We start from the raw sequence: 16,331 nt of genomic DNA on the forward strand, positions 1-16,331 counted from the left end.
GCACTGTTTGTTGTCGGCAGTGCCGATTGCCGCCGCAATGTCTGCGTGCCGCGTCTGGCGGCATGGGCATGCTTGCTCTAAGTCACAGGAAAAGCATTTTAGGGAATCGGAAATGCCCCTGTCGCAGAACACCCGCGGCGCGATCATGATGACCGTCGCCATGGGTGTGTTCAACACCAATGACGCTCTGGTCAAGATGGTGACGCCGGAGATGAACACCGGTCAGATCATGTTCCTGCGCGGGCTGATGACCACCGCCCTGCTGCTGCTCATGGCCCGCCACTACGGCGTGCTCGACAAATTCCGCCTGATGTTCTCGCCGCGGGTGCTGTTGCGCTCGGCCTTCGAGATCGCCGCCACGGTCAGCTATGTCACGGCTCTGGCGCATATCGAGCTGGCAGTCGCCGCGACCATTCTCCTGTCGCTGCCGCTGGCGGTGACGCTCGGCGCCCGGCTGTTCTTCGGCGAAGCCGTCGGCTGGCGGCGCTGGGCTGCCATCACCGTCGGCTTCATCGGCGTCGTCATCGTCCTGCGCCCGGGTCCCGATGCCTTCGCCCCGGCCGCATTGCTGGCGCTCATCACCGTGGTCTTCACCTGCGGTCGAGACCTGATCACCAAGCGCATTCCGCCCGGCATCCCCACCCTGCTGATCTCGCTGTTTGCCGGCCTCACCAACACCGTGTTCGGTGCCATCCTCATCGTCCCGATGGGCGGCTGGAGCCCCGTCAGCCTGTCGGCCTTCCTGCATCTGGCGCTCGCCGCGGCCCTCATCCTTACCGGCTACCAGGCAATCGTCATCGCCATGCGGTCGGGCGAGATCTCGTTCGTCGCGCCGTTCCGCTATACGGCGCTGATCTTCTCGCTCAGCCTCGGCTTCTACTTCTTCGGCGAGCGGCCGGACGGCTTCATGGCGGTCGGCGCCAGCCTGATCGTCGCCTCCGGCCTCTATGCCTTCTACCGCGAGAAGAAGCGGACGCGCAGCATCGCGGCCGAGGCAAGCACGCGACCTTCCGGTTGACCTCGGGGAGTCGTCGCGCGCTCGAATGCAAAAACTTAGCCGGTTCTGAAAGTTTCCGTTGACGGCGCCCAGCACGATGTTACTTTCCCATATGGCTAAGTATTCGCTCGATCTGGACAGGGCTTTCTCGGCACTTGGCGATCCGACCCGCCGGGCGATCGTCAGCCGGCTGTGCGACGGGCCGCAATCCGTCACTGAACTGTCCGCGCCGTTCGAGCTGGCCCTGCCGTCACTGCTGAAACATGTCCGGGTGCTGGAGGAGAGCGGCCTCGTCAGCTCGGAAAAGATCGGCCGCGTCCGCACCTGCCGCGTCGAGCCGCAAGCGCTCGAAGCCACGCAAGCCTGGATCGACCAGCACATTGCAACCTGGAACGCGCGCCTCGACCGCATGCAGAACCATATCGAACGGAGGAAGAGGGAGACTTGAAAGTCATGGCCGATCTACCGAACAACCTGCAATCCCCCTGGCGCGACTGGCCTCTCGACCGCGAGATCGTCATCACCCGGGTGATCGATGCGCCCCGCAGCCTCGTCTATGCCGCCTGGGCGGATCCCGACCAGATCGGCCGATGGTTCGGACCGGACGGCCTCGCCATCGAGACCCGGGAGATCGACCTGCGCCCCGGCGGTGTCTGGCGGTTCGACATGGTGGGGGACGACGGCACCCGCTACACCAACCGCATGCGCTTCCTGCGCATGGAGGACGCGGCCCTGATCGAGGTCGAGCACGGCTCGGATGAGGAAGACGATCCGGGCACGTTCAGGATGCTGATCACCTTCGACGAGCAGAGCGACGGCAAGACGGTCCTGACGCTGCGTCAGATGCATCCATCGCGCGCACGGCGGGACTGGGCGATCGGCTTCGGCGCCGTAGAATATGGCGGCCAGACGCTGGCAAAGCTTGCCCGCCACGTCGCCTCGGTCAACGCCCGATGACGGCTGTCGAGCAGAGCACGCTGCCGCCTGCCGTCATTCTCGCCGGAGGCCTTTCCCGCCGCATGGGAACCGACAAGACGTCCGTCCTGCTCGGCGGCCGTACGCTTCTCGCCCATGTGGCCGCACGGCTGCGGCCGCAGGTCGCGTCGCTGGCGCTCAATGCGCCGCCCGATCTTTTCGAAGCCCGTGGGCGCGAAGAAGCGCTTGCCACCGACCTGCCGCTGGTACCGGATACGCTTGCCGGGCGGCCGGGACCGCTCGCCGGCATCCTCGCAGCCCTCCGCCATGCGCGGGCCACGGCGCCATCTGCCAGCCATGTGCTGGTCGCGCCGGTCGACAGCCCGTTCCTGCCACACGATCTCGTCGCCCGCCTGCATGCGGCCCTGACCGGCGCCGAGACCATCGCCGTGGCCCACTCGCTCGGCGCCATGCATCCGGTCTGCGGCCTGTGGCCCGTGGTGCTGGCCGACGATCTCGAAAGCTTCCTCGCCGAGCCGGACAATCGCCGCGTCAAGGCCTTCCTCGCCCGCCATTCCACGGCGGCGGTCGATTTTCCGCCGATCACCACTGCAGCCGGGCTGCTCGACCCCTTCCTCAACGTCAATACGCCCGGCGATCTCACCCAGGCGCATCTGTTTCTGGAGACCCGATCATGACCCTGGACGCTCAGACGAGGCCGCGGATCTTTGGCATTTCCGGCTGGAAGAATTCCGGCAAGACCGGGCTCGCCGTGCGGATCGTCACGGAGCTGACGGCCCGCGGCTACAGGGTCTCGACGATCAAGCACGCCCACCACGATTTCGACATCGACAAGGTCGGCGCCGACAGCTGGCGCCACCGTCAGGCGGGCGCCCACGAGGTGGCGCTGGTGTCTGGCACCCGCTACGCCATCATGCACGAGTTGCGCGGCGCGCCGGAACCGAGCTTTGAGGAAATCCTCGCGCGTCTTGCGCCGTGCGACATCGTCATCATCGAAGGCTACAAGCGCGAGCCGGTGCCGAAGATCGAGGCGCGGCGGCTGGAGGCGAAGAACCGCGAGCCGCTGGCGCCCGGCGATCCGCACATCGTCGCGATCGCTGCGGACCATCCGGTCGACGAGACCAGCCTGCCTGTCTTCGACCTCGACGATACCCAGGCGATCACCGATTTCGTCGTCTCGGTCACCGGCCTGCCTGAGCCCGGCAATCGACCGGCAGCCGAACTCCTCACCGAATGAAAAAGGCCGCCGGATTGCTCCGGCGGCCTTCTTGATGTCGAGGTGGTGGACCGCTTAGCGGTTCTGCGCCACCGGCTTCACCAGCGCCGTGATGCGGCGGATGGTGACGCGACGGTTCTGCTGTTCGGCAGCCTCCGTGCGAACCTTCAGGTAGCGCTCGCCATAGCCCTGCGTCGCAAGGTTTTCCGGCGGAATGCCGAAGGCATCCGAGAGCACCACGGCGACCGATTCCGCGCGGCGGTCGGAGAGCACGAGATTGCTCTCGTCCGAGCCGACGGCATCCGTGTGGCCTTCGATCAGGAAGGTTTCGCTCGGATCCTTCTCCAGCACTTCCTTGATCGCATCCGCCACCTTGCGCAGCGAACCCGCCTGGTTCATCGGGATCTCGGCACTGCCGGTGGCGAAGGTCACCGTGTCGAGGTCGATGCGGCGCACCTTGTCGCGGATACGAGCCGAGTACTTCACTTCGTCCAGCGAGTAGACGCGCTCGACGCGCTCCACCGGTGGCTGCTCGAGGAACTCGTAGTAATCGCGGTCCGGTTCCGACGAGGTGTCGATGATGTACTCGTCGACCGGGATCGTCAGGCGCATCGGCGGCAGGTCGAGGGCCGGATCACGCCAGGTGTAGTCGCGACCGCGCGGCTGGTTGCGCTCCGGCGAGTAGTACAGCACGTATTCGCGGCCATCTTCGCCGATCCGCGAGCGCTGGACGATATCGCCGTAACGGTCGCGGATCGTGACGATCCGCACGCCGCCGTCGCGCTCGATGATTTCACGCGTCCGGCCGTCGCGAAGACGCTCATATTCCGGCTCGTAGTCCTGGGCGTAGAAGCGACGGCTGTCGTCGTGGCGCACGGTCGTCCGGTTGTCGAGCTGGATGATCAGGCGACCGTCATCGCTCTCGCGACCGTTGTCGAAGCCGCGCGGACGCTCGTAGCGCGGACGCTCGCTCAGCCGCTCGCCGCGTTCGCGGATCGAAGGCTCGATCTGCACCGGTGCCGAACGCTGGCCACCGACGGCAGCCTGCGCCTCGGCATCCGAGGTCGGCGGCGGTGCCGGAGGCGTGGTGGGTGCGGCAGCGGTTGCCGGCGCTCCGGCGGGCTGGCCATCGCGGCGGCTTGCACGGCTGCCGTCACGCGGTGCGCCGGGAGCAGCCTGCGTCGTCGCTGCTGCCGGTGCAGCACCTTCCTTGGCGCTGTCGAGCACGGCTGCGCCATTCTCGACGGGCAGCACCACGGTCTGGTTGCTGGAGGCCGGATCTGCGGCGATCTTCTTCGCCGCCTCGATTTCAGCCTCGGTGCGCGGAGCGGCCGGCTGCTCGGCGCGCTGTCCGCCGTCAGCGGACGGCAGCGGTGCTGCCGGAGCGGTGCCAGGCGCTGCAGGCGAAGAGGCGTCCGGCGCAGCAGGTGCCGGAGAGGCAGGGGTTGGAGCGGCAGGGGTTGGAGCGGCAGGCGTTGCCGGCTCCGGAGCGGCCGTTGCCGGCTCCTGGGCTGCGGGCGTCTGGGACGTCGCCGGTGCCTCGGACGGCGCTGCGGGTGCTGCGGGCGTCTCAGCTGCCGGTGCGTCAGCTGCCGGTGCCTCGGTCTTCGGTGCCTCGGGAGCGGCTTCCCGCGTCGCAGGTGCTTCCGTGGCAGGAGCTTCTGCGGCAGGTGCTTCGGTCTTTGGTGCTTCGGTCTTCGGCTCTTCAGCTGCCGGTGCTTCCGCTGCGGGTGCTTCCGCCTTCGGTTCTTCGGCCGGCTTCGACGGAGCTTCCGGCTCCGGTTCCGGCGTCACCTGGCTTGCGGCCGGCGCATCTGCGGGTGCGCTCTGCGATGACGGAGCCTCGGCTGCGGGCGCTTCGGCTGCGGGCGCTTCGGCGGCCGGTTCGCTGGCCTTGGGCTCGGTCGCCTCAGGCTTTGCCTCGGGCTCGGCGGGCGTCTGGGCCGGCTCGGTCTCCTCGGCCGGCGCCTGGTCGGCGCTTGGCGGCACGACGATGGTCTGCTGGACCCTGACGATCGGCAGGGAGCCTGCCTGCGAGGCACCTCCGGCCATTGGCATCACCGGCGCTGCAAGCGCCGTCGGCGCGATCAGGCTGATGGAAATGAGGGGCATCGCCACACTGGCGAGGAGCCTGGTTCTCTTGGACATGCAATCTCCCTGGCTGCAGTTACGTATCCGTCCCTTGACGCGCCCGCCGCCCTCTCATCGGGGCGGTCGGTGGCCCTAAACGGGACGCTCGACGATTTGTTCCAGCCTCCATGAGACGACCCCCGGCCGTGAACCGGACCTGAATGCGCATGCCAGCTAATATTCAGTTTACCAACTAAGATGATGATCCCGAACGGCTTTCGGACCATCCACTTTTATCGTCCGCATCAGCCGGTAGGCGGCCTGCCGCACCCTAGCGAACGCCTCTCCCGGCGCTTGGCGATTGCCAAACCGGCCGGCGATGCGTAAAGCCTCGGCGACACGTGAGGATGATGGCGATGGCAAAGATCGACGAAGAAGCACTGGCGGAAGCCTACAACCGGGCACTGGCGCTGGAAAAGTCCGGCGACATCGACGCTGCCGTTGCGGCCTATCACGAGGTGCTGGAGATCGACCCCGAGGATCACGGCGGTGCAGCGGTGCGCATCGCCTCGCTCGGCCGCGGCGAAACCCCGCCGAAGGCGCCCGATGCCTATGTCGAGACCCTCTTCGACCAGCACGCCGAAAGCTTCGAGGACATCCTCGTCGCCCAGCTCGGCTATGCCGTTCCGGTGATGGTGCGCCAGCGCCTGCAGGAGCTGAAGCTCGGACCGTTCAAGCGCATGCTCGATCTCGGCTGCGGCACGGGCCTCACCGGCGGCACGCTGCGCGACATGGCCGACGACATCACCGGCATCGACATCTCCGAAAACATGGTCGAGATCGCCCATGAGAAAGACCTCTACGAGACGCTCTACGTCGCCGAGGTCGAGGACTTCCTTGAGGACAATGACGACGAGCCCTTCGACCTCGTCACCGCCACCGATGTGCTGCCCTATCTCGGCGCGCTGGAGGCGCTGCTCTTCGGCGCCGCGGAAAACATGGTGGCCGGCGGCATCTTCGCCTTCTCGTCCGAAACCCTGCCCGACGCGACGCTTGCCGGACGCCCCTACATGGTCGGCCCGCACCAGCGCTTTGCCCATGCGCGCAGCTATATCGAGGAACGGCTGGCCGCCACCGGCTTCGAGATCGTCGAGATCTCCGACATCAACGTGCGCATGCAGAACGGCGAGCCGAGCCCCGGCCACCTGGTGATCGCCCGCCTCAAGGACTGATGCGGGCGGGTTGCCCTAGTCGGCAAAGCTCGCGATCAGCGCCTGGACGACGGTTGCGCCGCCGATCGGCGCCACCACGAGCAGCAGGATGTTGACGCAGATCACCCAGATCAGCAGCTTCTCCTCGCCGCGCGTCAGCTGCCGGCGCGGCGGACGACCGGCGGGCGGTTCCGGCCGGCGCCGGTAATAGCCGTTGAGATCAAGGAACATCAAACCTCCTCCAGGCCGGAACGATGGCAGGACGGACGCCAAAGCGTCTCGCCGCCGCGGCTTCACCGAAGACTACACCCGCAACCGCCGGCCTTCCAGCCACCGCGCAGGATCTGTCGCCCGGCCGCTTGAGCGGCTGGTGAAATCGCAAGCCTCCGGCTCCAACCATCTAGCCATGGCCGCAGCGGCTCTCTAAGGTTCGCCGCACATATGGGAGGCTCCATGCTGCTGCAACGCTATTTTCTCGCCCAGGCCTACAACAACGCCTGGTGCAACCACCGTCTCTTGCGCGCCTGCCGGCAGCTGTCGGCAGACGACCTGCAGGCGAGGCGCACCAGCTTCTTCCCGTCGATCATCCATACCCTCAACCATATCCTCACCGTCGACTGGCTCTATGTCAGCGCTCTGGAGGGAGATCCGGTCGGACCGGAGATCTTTGATCCGCAGATCCCCTTCCCGGCACTCGCCGATCTGGAGCGCGAACAGCGCGCCGTCGATCGCCGCCTCATCGACCACTGTCGTCAGCTCGATGCGGACATGCTGGCGCTCGAGGTCGGCATTCCCCGCGGCGATCGCGAACAGGTGGAGCGCACCGATCGCCTGCTGATGCACCTCTTCCAGCACCAGATCCACCATCGCGGCCAGGTCCACGCCATGCTGTCGGGCACGTCGGTGGCGCCGCCGCAACTCGATGAATTCTTTCCCGCCGATCCCGGCGAAGTCGCGCTTCGAAAGCCGGATTTCGCCGAACTCGGCTTTTCCGAAACGCAGATCTGGGGCTGAACAATGCTGTATTTCATCATCAAGGGGCTGCACGTCGCCTCCGATATCATCTGGGTCGGCGGCATGCTGATCAACGCCTTCGTCATCGGCATGGTGCCGGCGGCAATCCGCACCGGCGTCATCGCCTCGCTGCGCCGATATGACCGCATCGTCACCACCACCGCGCTGGCCGGCGCCTGGATCTTCGGCCTCATCCTCGCCTTCGGCTATGTCGGCTTTTCCGGCGGCTGGCTGCATCTGAAGCTGCTGATCGTCGTCATGCTGTCGGCCCTGCACGGCATGCAGAGCGCCTGGCTGCGGCGCATGGAGGCAAACCCCCTCATCGATCCGCCGGCCTTTGTCGCCAAGGGCATGCCGATCGTCCTGGTCTCGGTCGTCGTCGTCGTGCTGCTGGCGATCGTCAAGCCGTTCTGAGTTTTGCCAAGCGTATGGCGGCGCTGGCTTCTGACCGGATCCGCCGCCGACCCTGTGCGCCGGGTGCCGCATGCCATCGCCCCCGCCCTTTTCCCGCTCCCGGTTATGGTCTAAGCAACGGCGATCAATCAGGAGCAGGCAATGGCGAAGGTAGCATTCATCGGTCTTGGCGTGATGGGTTTCCCGATGGCGGGACACCTCAGGCAGAAGGGCGGCCACGACGTCGTGGTCTACAACCGCACCGCCGCCAAGGCGCAAAGCTGGGTCGAAAAGTTCGGCGGCAGTTTCGCCGCAACGCCGGCCGAAGCCGCGAAAGATGCCGATTTCGTCTTCACCTGCGTCGGCAATGACGACGACCTGCGCTCGGTAACGATCGGCGAGACCGGCGTTTTGGCCGGCATGAAGGCCGGTGCCATCCTCATCGACAACACCACCGCGTCGGCCGAGGTCGCCCGCGAAATCGATGCGGCGGCCAAGGCCAAGGGCTGCAGCTTCATCGACGCGCCGGTGTCCGGCGGCCAGGCCGGCGCCGAAAACGGCGTGCTCACCGTCATGTGCGGCGGCGACGAGGCGGTGTTTGCCGAAGCCCGCCCGGTGATCGACGCCTATGCGCGCATGGTCGGCCTGATGGGCCCGGTCGGTAGCGGCCAGCTGACCAAGATGATGAACCAGATCTGCATCGCCGGCGTCGTCCAGGGTCTCGCCGAGGCGATTCATTTTGGCAAGAAAGCCGGCCTCGACATTGAAAACGTTGTCGATGTCATCTCCAAGGGTGCCGCAGGCTCCTGGCAGATGGAGAACCGTCACAAGACGATGAATGCCGGCACCTATGATTTCGGCTTTGCGGTCGACTGGATGCGCAAGGATCTCGACATCGTTCTGACCGAAGCCCGCCGCAACGGCGCCTCGCTGCCGCTGACGGCGCTCGTCGACCAGTTCTACGGCGAAGTGCAGAAGCTCGGCGGCAAGCGCTGGGATACCTCGTCGCTCCTGGCGCGGCTGGAAAAGGAATAACCGGCAAGGCCCGCCATCGCGGCGGGCCTTCCACTCCGGTCCGACCGGCGGCTCAGAGCCTCTTCAGCCCGTCGAGCAGTGCCGCGTGGAACCGGTCCGGATCCTGGATCTGCGGCGCATGTCCCAGATCCTCGAACTCGACGAGCGCCGCACCGGGAATGGCCTGCGCCGCCTGCTTGCCGAGCTGCGTATAGTCGCCAAGCGTTGCGGCAATCTCCTTCGGCGCGCGATTGCCGCCGGGCGCCGTCTTGTCGGTCAGCCCGATCATCAGCAGCGTCGGCACCTTCAGCGAACCAAACTCGTGCACCACCGGCTGCGTGAACAGCATGTCGGAGGTCAGCGCCTGGCTCCAGGCGACCCGCTCGCCGCCCTCGCCGCGATACATGCCGGCGCTCATCTCCACCCACCTGTCGTAATCGGGCTTCCACTGGCCGGAATAATAGAATGTCTGCTGGTACTGCTTGATGCTGTCGAACGAGGTCTTCTTCTCGGTCTCGTAGGCCGCGTCGATGCTCTGGTAGGGCACGCCCTTCGCCTTCCAGTCTTCCAGCCCGATGGGATTGACCAGCACCAGCTGCTCGGTGCGCTCCGGATACATCAGCGCGAACCGCGTCGCCAGCATGCCGCCCATCGAATGGCCGAGGATCGTCGCCCGTTCGATGCCGCGCTGCTCGAGCAACGCCTTGGTGTTTTCCGCCAGCTGATGGAAGCTGAACTGATAGGCGGCCGGCTTGCTCGACATGCAGAACCCCACCTGGTCGGGCACGATGACCCGGTAGCCGGCAGAAGTCAGGCGCGCGACCGTTCCCTCCCAGGTCGCGCCGCAAAAGTTCTTGCCATGCAGCAGCACCACGGTCCGGCCGTTGGGGTTCTCCGCGGCGATGTCCATGAACGCCATGTCGAGGGTCTGCCCCTGGCTGGAGAAACTGAACCGCTCCGTCGTGAACGGGTATTGGAAACCCTCGAGCTGCGGCCCGTAGGTCGGCCGGTCCTGGGCAGCGGACATGCCCGGCATGGTCGATGCGGCAAGAAGCGCCAGCGAAAGCAGGGAGGGTGAGCGCAAGAAAAATCTCCTTCTGATTAGTACCCGACGCAACGCGGCGCCGGGTCTGCTGTTCAGTTAGGAGCGCCGGTTTTGTCGGCAATCGGAGATGACGGTCCCGTGAACCGTCGTTATCGCCGGCCGAAAAACGCGCGTCGGCACGGCGCGACAGCGTCAATCGATAAACAGGGCCTCTGCGTCCAGTGACAGTGCCGGAGCCAGCACCGCGGCAATCCTCCGGTCGAAGCCAGAGGCCCGCGACAGGGCGTTCGATTCCACCCTGCCCGTCCCTGACTGTCAGCCGCAACGACGGTCCGCTCTGGAAGCTGTTGTTGAAGATGGCCAGCTCGTCACAGTACGGAACGGCCAGCGGCAGCTTCTCCAGCGACACCTCGAACCGACGCCGGATCGTCTCGTCGGGAATATGATGCCCGCCCTTCGCCACCCTGTCGCGCACACGCTGGATATGCAGCTCTGCACTTTGGAGCGCAATGAAGACCATCTGCGTCTTGTAGCCGGATTGCCGGGCACGACCGATCACTTTGATGGACTGGTGACTGCTGAGGGTCGTCTCATAGACGAAACTGCGCCTATGCGCGAACATCTCGTCGATCATTCCCAGAACTTCGCGCCCTGCTTGAACTGCTGCGAGCTCCGGGTTCGCCGGTGAGATGCGCGCGGCGATCTCGTCTGCGTTGATGAAGGCACCGGGAAGATCGATCAACGAATACAGCGTCGACTTGCCGGCGCCGTTCGGTCCGGTCAGGAGGCTGCAAACGGGGCGATCGGCGACCGCGCTCACCCCTTTGCGCTTCTCGGCACCGCGGGCAGAACCCTTTGTGTCTCCCCGTCTCCCTGCTCGACGATGATCACATCGGGATTAGCCGGATCCACGTAGGAAAAAGTGGTGCCCGCCGCCCGTGCCTCGTCGCGAATGGCGGAGCCGGATCGTGCGATCACGTCTGCCTTGCGCTTCAATTCATCCAGCAACGACATGGAACAACCCTCCGTTGCGGCAATCATACATCAAACCGGCGAAACTAGCCAGCAGCCCTCAGTCCTCGCCGGACTTCTGGTTGTCGATCATCATGTAGTCGAGCGGCAGCTCGGTCGTGTACTTGATCTGCTCCATGGCGAATGCCGAGGACACGTCGCGGATCTCGATGCGGGCGATCATCTTCTTGTAGAAGGCGTCATAGGCGGCGATATCCGGCACGACGACGCGCAGCAGGTAATCGACGTCACCGCTCATCCGGTAGAATTCGACCACTTCGGGGAATTCCGAGACCACTTCGGAGAACCGCTTCAGCCACTCGATCGAGTGGCTGGCGGTGCGGATCGAGACGAACACGGTGACCTTGGTATTGACCTTGACCGGATCGAGCAGCGCCACCCGGCGACGGATCACGCCGTCCTCTTCCATCTTCTGGATGCGGCGCCAGCAGGGCGTCGTGGAAAGCCCGACCTTCTTGGCGAGATCGGCCACGGCAAGCGTCGAATCTTCCTGCAGAATGCGCAGGATTTTGCGGTCGAGACGGTCCATCAGGGCTCCTCTGGGATTAATTTTCTTCTTAGCGCCAAAAGCTTCGCCTGTAACCGAAATTCCTTTCACCCGCAGAGGCTTTCCACATGCTGGCGCAGGACCGGCAGCAGTTCCTCCGCAAACCACGGGTTCCGCTTCAGCCACCCGCTGTTGCGCCAGCTCGGATGCGGCAGCGGCAGCACACGCGGCCTCTCGTTGACCATCAGTGCCGCGCGCCAGTGTCGCACCGTGTCGGTCATCGTCGGCGCCGCCAGCCGTCCCATGTGCCAGGCATGCGCATAGCCGCCGACTGCCAGCACCAGCTCCACCTGCGGCATGGCGGCAATCACCTCGGCCCGCCAGGCCGGCGCGCATTCCGCCCGCGGTGGCAGGTCGCTGCCCTTGGCATCGTAGCCGGGAAAGCAGAACCCCATCGGCACGATGGCAAAACGGTCGGGATCGTAGAACTGGTCGCGCGTCACCCCCAGCCAGTCGCGCAGCCGGTCGCCGGACGCATCGTCGAATGGCAGCCCGCTCTGGTGCACGCGAAGCCCGGGCGCCTGGCCGGCGATCAGCACGCGCGCCTTGTCCGACATCACCACCACCGGCCGCGGCTCGTGCGGCAGGCGCCGGTCGACACCGCGGGAAGGCGCGTCGCGACAGATGCGGCAGCCGGCGATCGCCGTGCGCAGCACCCCGATACGCGCACCCTCCAACCCTTCTTCTAGAGCCAGTGCAGTGCCAGCATTTCCTTCAACTTCAGCCAAATGTCTCGCATATCCTTGTTCTCGGCTGCCGCGTCCATCCGCTTTCGGTAGGCACGCGGCGTCTCGAACGTGCCGCTCCAGATCCCGACGCGCTCGGCCTCGGCCAGCGATTGCTCCCGCCGGAAGGTGAGGAGGCCGGTACCGATCGCATAGCCGTCGCGCACCATCCGGCCGTTCAGATTATCGCCGTTGATAGTACAGGTTACCAGCCGCCGCCGGTATTGGTCCATTGCCGCACCATGACACTCCGGCGCCGCACCCCTCGCCTGTCCGTCGCGCATCAGCGCGCCCAGACTGTCCTTTGCAGCCCGCCCGCACGGCCACTCGCTGCCGTCGGTCCGCCGACAGGTCTGCATGATCTCCGGCGCGTCGATGCCCGACAGCCGCAGCCGCTCGGATCCGAGCGCCAGCGTATCGCCATCGATGACGCGCAACGGCCCGGAGAATGAGGCATCCTCGCCGGACGGATCGAGGCGCGCAGCCACGAGGATCAGCAGGAACAGGAAGCCGGCCGTCAGAAGCAGGTCACGCGGGCGGCTGATGGTCGGGCGGCGGCGATACGGTCTCGTCATGGTTCGGCCCCAATCCCGAACGGAAGCTTGTCGAAGATGGCAAACAAAACCTTGCCTGGCAGGATCTTCTTAAGGTTTCCCTCATAGTCTGGCGATCTTCCGGATGAGCGACCATGGCCATGAGTAGCGGCGTCAGTACCAATCCCGACAGGATCCCCGACAAGACCATTGTCGACCGATCCCGGCAGCACCGCAACAAGGCGGTGTCGAAAGCCGTGCGCGCTACCCGCGAGCGCCTGCAGTCGAGCGCCAACGGCACCCACGCCTTCGATCGCGACCTGCTCTCCCTGCACGTCCAGACCATGCTGCACAGCGCGCTGATCATCCCGGTCTTCGTCGTCATGGTCACCGTCATCGGCCTCTACATCAACGGCGATGCCTCGTTCTTCAGCTGGGGCCTGGTGACGCTCGCCATCCATTCGGTGAACCTGCTGCTGGCGAAAAAGGCCTCGCGCAGCACCCTCACCAATGCCGGCACGCCGGTCTGGCGGCGGCTCTTCCTCGGCGGCCAGATCCTCATGGGCTGCAGCTGGGCGGCGTTTTCCGCCACCTCCTGCGCGGCCTGCGGCGGCGACAGCTTCTATTTCTTCAAGGGCGTCGTCCTCCTGGTGGCGATTGCCATCTCGGCCATGGGCAATGTCCTGCTGCGCCAGGCGGTGCTCGTCTCGTTTGCCCTGCCCATCGCCGTCCTGGCGTTCCGGGCGATGCTGTCGCACCAAATGCTCGACATCGGCCTGACCGCCCTATGCGCCACGGCCCTGCTGCTGTTCCACTACATTGCCGACCGGCTCTACCGCTCCAACCTCAGCCTGATGGCCTATCAGTCGGAAAAGGACGACCTGATCGCCGAGCTGGAAGTGGCGAAATCCGTCTCCGACGAGGCGCGCCGCCGAGCCGAAGAGGCAAACCTTGCCAAATCGCGGTTCCTGGCCTCGATGTCGCACGAACTGCGCACGCCGCTCAACGCCATTCTCGGCTTTTCAGAAGTGATGAACACCGAGGTGCTCGGGCCGCTCGCCAACCCCACCTACCGCGAATATGCCGGCGATATCCACCGCTCCGGCCAGCATCTCCTCAACCTCATCAACGAGATCCTCGACCTGTCGCGCATCGAGGCCGGCCGCTACGAGCTGTCGGAAGATGCGCTGTCGCTGCTCGAGGTTGCCGAGGATTGCATTGGCATGGTGCAGCTGCGGGCGCGCGCCAAGAACATCACCATCCGCCAGCAGTTCGAGCCCGACCTGCCGCAGGTCTGGGCCGACGAGAAGTCGATGCGCCAGGTGATCCTCAACCTCCTGTCGAATGCGGTCAAATTCGCCGGACAGGGCGACGAGGTGGTGGTCAAGGTCGGCTGGACGGCCGGCGGCGGCCAGTATGTGGCGATCCGCGACAACGGACCTGGCATCGCCGAGGAGGAGATCCCGGTCGTGCTGTCGGCCTTCGGCCAGGGCTCGATCGCCATCAAGAGCGCCGAACAGGGCACCGGCCTCGGACTGCCGATCGTCCAGGCGATCCTCGCAAAGCATGACGGCCAGTTCATCCTCAAGTCGAAGCTGCGCGAAGGCACCGAGGTCATCGCCATCCTGCCGGCCACCCGCGTCCTCCAGTCACTGCCCGCCGTCGCCGACATCCCGGCCGTCCAACCACGCCGCCGGAGCTTTGCCTGAGGCTGCACGTGTGAAGCTCAGAGAACCGCAAGGAACTCGGGATCATCCTTGAAGTCCTGCAGGTCGTTGTCCACCGCATCGGCGTTCATCATCGCCCGCAGTTGCGCCTTCAGCCGCGGATCCCGCTTCACCGCCTCCTTCACGGAATCCAGAGCCGATCGACGTGCCGCAAGCGTGTCCTTGGCGGCAGGCCCCGACGACTGCAGCAGAAAGTGATGGCGCTGGCCGAAGGCTGCCGCCATCAGCAGCCAGTAGTGGGCGATCTGCGGAGCCGACGTTCCGGCCAGCTGATTGCCGAGCTGGATCGCCCGGTCGAAAGCGTCATCTTCGTAGAGCAGGTTCTGGATGACATAGAGGCTCTCCTCGACGGAGATGGCGCGTCCATCGGCCACCTGCCGCATGACGGGATCCTGCGTCGCATCGGCTATGGTGGCAGCCTCCTCGCGGATGCTGTGGTCGGCACCCTGTATGACTTCCTTGCCGGGATCGCGCGTCAACGTGTCCTCGACCATCAGGAACAGCGGTGACAATGCCAGCCGCGTATAGAGGTAGAGCGAGAGGAAACCGACCACCAGCCCGAACACCAGCAGGATGGGCGCCACGATCGGCAGCACACCGGCGGTCGGCTTGCCGTCGATCCCGGTGAAGATCGCCGCATGCGTGCCGATGAAATTCGAGAAACGCCGGGTGTAGTCGAACAGCGACGAGACCTGCGTGAGCCCGACACCGACGAGCATCGTCGTCAGCCATTCGGAAATCCGCTCGAGGTTGGTGTTGGAGGCGAGCAGCCTCGGTTTCGGCTTGCCCGCACCCCCGTCCGCAACGCCTTTGGCAGCGCCTGCCTCCAGCCGCACCACCGCAGGGCCGGCGTCGACGGTCAGCACGCGGGGGAGCGAGAACAGGAAGCCGACCAGACATCCGATGGAGGCGCCCGCGATCGTGATCAGAATGCCGATCCCGATGGCGCCGGGGATGCCACGGACCTGCGCGGCCCACAGGCTGAGCGCGGCGACCAGTTCGACGATGAGGATGACGGGTCCGATCAACAGCCTGGGAGCTTCACCCGATGATTTGGCTGCTGGCCGCGACCCGTTCATGCTCCGCATGGTCTTCCCCACAGTCAGACGGCATTTTCAAGCTGAATATACTGTACAGACTTAGTATTCTGAAGCAAGCTCCTGCGATAGGATGTATCTCTGCAGTATTTTTTCGAATGGATGCTGCCGTGCAGGTCGCGGCCTGCTGCCCGCCAGTCGCCACGTCACCTCCGACACATGGACGCCGGCACCTGTCAGAAGCTTTGCCTGGATCTTGCCGCTTCCGTCACCGGCAGAACCGGCGCATACTGCCGCCATGACCAAGCTTTTTGAACAGGCCGTCGAGACGGCACGCACGCTGTCGCCGGAACGTCAGGACGAGATCGCCCGGCTGGTGCTGATGCTCGCCCAGGAAGACGAGCCCGTCTATCCACTGAGCCCGGAGGAAGACTCCGAGATCCTGCAGGCACTTGCCGAGGTTGATCGGGACGACCTCCTGGGTGAGGGTGCGCTCCGACAGGTACTCTCGAAGTTCTCCCGTTGAAGCTGCGGATCACCCGGCGAGCCCTGCGCCAGATCGAGCACGCGCTCGAATTCATCCGCAGTATATCACCCACAGGCGCGGCGAGTGTCGCGGCGCGGCTGGACGAGATCATCGAGGTTCTCAAGCAGCAGCCTCAGATCGGCCGCCGGACAAACCGCGCCGGAGTCCGAAGGGTGGTGCTGCTGCCTTACCCTTACATTCTCTTCTACCGGGTCGGGCAAGACGAGATCATCGTGCTCCGCTTCCTCCATGCCAGTCGCCGATCTGCCGCCAGCTGACCGACCCCGCCGTCCCTCGCCCGCCCACTC

General features: G+C 65.4%; 20 protein-coding genes and 1 pseudogene. 12 read left to right on the plus strand and 9 right to left on the minus strand.

What is annotated here, in order from left to right:
• The first annotated feature begins 112 nt into the window (after positions 1-112).
• From AAIH46_RS01850 to mobB, 5 genes are all read left to right on the plus strand, one after another.
• The gene (locus tag AAIH46_RS01850; RefSeq protein ID WP_430303813.1) at positions 113-1,018 is read left to right on the plus strand and encodes a DMT family transporter; all 906 of its coding nucleotides are present in this window, start codon (positions 113-115) and stop codon (positions 1,016-1,018) included.
• 76 nt (positions 1,019-1,094) lie between these two features.
• Positions 1,095-1,445, plus strand: a complete 351-nt coding sequence (locus AAIH46_RS01855; protein ID WP_430303814.1) for an ArsR/SmtB family transcription factor — start codon at positions 1,095-1,097, stop codon at positions 1,443-1,445.
• Positions 1,446-1,450: 5 nt separating this feature from the next.
• Positions 1,451-1,954 (plus strand): SRPBCC family protein, encoded by a 504-nt coding sequence (locus AAIH46_RS01860; RefSeq protein ID WP_430303815.1) that lies wholly within the window; start codon positions 1,451-1,453, stop codon positions 1,952-1,954.
• Positions 1,951-2,610 carry a molybdenum cofactor guanylyltransferase MobA gene (gene mobA / locus AAIH46_RS01865; protein ID WP_430303816.1) on the plus strand — a complete coding sequence of 220 codons (660 nt, stop codon included), beginning with the start codon at positions 1,951-1,953 and terminating at the stop codon, positions 2,608-2,610. The genes AAIH46_RS01860 and mobA overlap by 4 nt, the downstream gene beginning before the upstream one ends.
• On the plus strand, positions 2,607-3,170 hold the full coding sequence (gene mobB / locus AAIH46_RS01870) for a molybdopterin-guanine dinucleotide biosynthesis protein B (protein ID WP_430303818.1): 564 nt from the start codon (positions 2,607-2,609) through the stop codon (positions 3,168-3,170). The genes mobA and mobB overlap by 4 nt, the downstream gene beginning before the upstream one ends.
• A 54-nt stretch (positions 3,171-3,224) precedes the next feature.
• On the opposite strand, the gene AAIH46_RS01875 is transcribed toward mobB, so the two are convergent.
• Positions 3,225-5,297 carry an OmpA family protein gene (locus AAIH46_RS01875; RefSeq protein ID WP_430303819.1) on the minus strand — a complete coding sequence of 691 codons (2,073 nt, stop codon included), beginning with the start codon at positions 5,295-5,297 and terminating at the stop codon, positions 3,225-3,227.
• 332 nt (positions 5,298-5,629) lie between these two features.
• On the opposite strand from AAIH46_RS01875, the gene AAIH46_RS01880 reads away from it, so the two are divergent.
• Entirely contained in the window at positions 5,630-6,451 is an 822-nt protein-coding gene (locus AAIH46_RS01880; RefSeq protein WP_430303821.1) for a methyltransferase, read from the plus strand.
• 15 nt (positions 6,452-6,466) lie between these two features.
• Here the strand turns inward: AAIH46_RS01880 and AAIH46_RS01885 are convergent, their stop codons facing one another.
• A complete protein-coding gene (locus tag AAIH46_RS01885) occupies positions 6,467-6,661 on the minus strand; it encodes a hypothetical protein (protein ID WP_430303823.1) in 195 nt (64 codons plus the stop codon).
• A 222-nt stretch (positions 6,662-6,883) separates the two neighbouring features.
• Here AAIH46_RS01885 and AAIH46_RS01890 point away from each other — a divergent pair, with 222 nt between their 5' ends.
• The 3 genes from AAIH46_RS01890 (at position 6,884) to AAIH46_RS01900 (ending at position 8,872) form a co-directional block, all read left to right on the plus strand.
• The gene (locus tag AAIH46_RS01890; protein WP_430303825.1) at positions 6,884-7,444 is read left to right on the plus strand and encodes a DinB family protein; all 561 of its coding nucleotides are present in this window, start codon (positions 6,884-6,886) and stop codon (positions 7,442-7,444) included.
• Positions 7,445-7,447: 3 nt separating this feature from the next.
• The gene (locus AAIH46_RS01895) at positions 7,448-7,858 is read left to right on the plus strand and encodes a CopD family protein (RefSeq protein WP_430303826.1); all 411 of its coding nucleotides are present in this window, start codon (positions 7,448-7,450) and stop codon (positions 7,856-7,858) included.
• 123 nt (positions 7,859-7,981) lie between these two features.
• Positions 7,982-8,872 (plus strand): NAD(P)-dependent oxidoreductase, encoded by an 891-nt coding sequence (locus tag AAIH46_RS01900; protein ID WP_430304964.1) that lies wholly within the window; start codon positions 7,982-7,984, stop codon positions 8,870-8,872.
• Between the two features lie 52 nt (positions 8,873-8,924).
• On the opposite strand, the gene AAIH46_RS01905 is transcribed toward AAIH46_RS01900, so the two are convergent.
• The 6 genes and pseudogenes from AAIH46_RS01905 to AAIH46_RS01930 all read right to left on the minus strand — a co-directional run bounded on the left by AAIH46_RS01905 (position 8,925) and on the right by AAIH46_RS01930 (position 12,775).
• Positions 8,925-9,887: an alpha/beta fold hydrolase gene (locus tag AAIH46_RS01905; protein WP_430304966.1), complete on the minus strand. Its 963-nt coding sequence runs from the start codon at positions 9,885-9,887 to the stop codon at positions 8,925-8,927.
• Between the two features lie 427 nt (positions 9,888-10,314).
• Positions 10,315-10,716: pseudogene (locus AAIH46_RS01910) on the minus strand (zeta toxin family protein); the annotation flags it as partial.
• The gene (locus AAIH46_RS01915; RefSeq protein WP_430303828.1) at positions 10,713-10,910 is read right to left on the minus strand and encodes a hypothetical protein; all 198 of its coding nucleotides are present in this window, start codon (positions 10,908-10,910) and stop codon (positions 10,713-10,715) included. The pseudogene AAIH46_RS01910 and the gene AAIH46_RS01915, both read right to left, overlap by 4 nt.
• Positions 10,911-10,968: 58 nt before the next feature.
• The gene (locus tag AAIH46_RS01920) at positions 10,969-11,457 is read right to left on the minus strand and encodes an Lrp/AsnC family transcriptional regulator (protein WP_430303829.1); all 489 of its coding nucleotides are present in this window, start codon (positions 11,455-11,457) and stop codon (positions 10,969-10,971) included.
• A gap of 65 nt (positions 11,458-11,522) precedes the next feature.
• The gene (locus AAIH46_RS01925) at positions 11,523-12,152 is read right to left on the minus strand and encodes a uracil-DNA glycosylase family protein (RefSeq protein WP_430303831.1); all 630 of its coding nucleotides are present in this window, start codon (positions 12,150-12,152) and stop codon (positions 11,523-11,525) included.
• A gap of 8 nt (positions 12,153-12,160) precedes the next feature.
• Entirely contained in the window at positions 12,161-12,775 is a 615-nt protein-coding gene (locus tag AAIH46_RS01930) for a thermonuclease family protein (RefSeq protein ID WP_430303832.1), read from the minus strand.
• A gap of 119 nt (positions 12,776-12,894) precedes the next feature.
• On the opposite strand from AAIH46_RS01930, the gene AAIH46_RS01935 reads away from it, so the two are divergent.
• Positions 12,895-14,442 carry a sensor histidine kinase gene (locus tag AAIH46_RS01935; protein ID WP_430304967.1) on the plus strand — a complete coding sequence of 516 codons (1,548 nt, stop codon included), beginning with the start codon at positions 12,895-12,897 and terminating at the stop codon, positions 14,440-14,442.
• Between the two features lie 17 nt (positions 14,443-14,459).
• Here the strand turns inward: AAIH46_RS01935 and AAIH46_RS01940 are convergent, their stop codons facing one another.
• Positions 14,460-15,488 (minus strand): hypothetical protein, encoded by a 1,029-nt coding sequence (locus AAIH46_RS01940; RefSeq protein WP_430303833.1) that lies wholly within the window; start codon positions 15,486-15,488, stop codon positions 14,460-14,462.
• Between the two features lie 307 nt (positions 15,489-15,795).
• Here AAIH46_RS01940 and AAIH46_RS01945 point away from each other — a divergent pair, with 307 nt between their 5' ends.
• On the plus strand, positions 15,796-16,023 hold the full coding sequence (locus tag AAIH46_RS01945; protein WP_430303834.1) for a hypothetical protein: 228 nt from the start codon (positions 15,796-15,798) through the stop codon (positions 16,021-16,023).
• A complete protein-coding gene (locus tag AAIH46_RS01950) occupies positions 16,020-16,301 on the plus strand; it encodes a type II toxin-antitoxin system RelE/ParE family toxin (protein ID WP_430303835.1) in 282 nt (93 codons plus the stop codon). The genes AAIH46_RS01945 and AAIH46_RS01950 overlap by 4 nt, the downstream gene beginning before the upstream one ends.
• Positions 16,302-16,331: the final 30 nt, after the last annotated feature.

This window comes from Rhizobium sp. 0TCS1.26, assembly GCF_050455525.1.
GTDB lineage: Bacteria > Pseudomonadota > Alphaproteobacteria > Rhizobiales > Rhizobiaceae > Neorhizobium.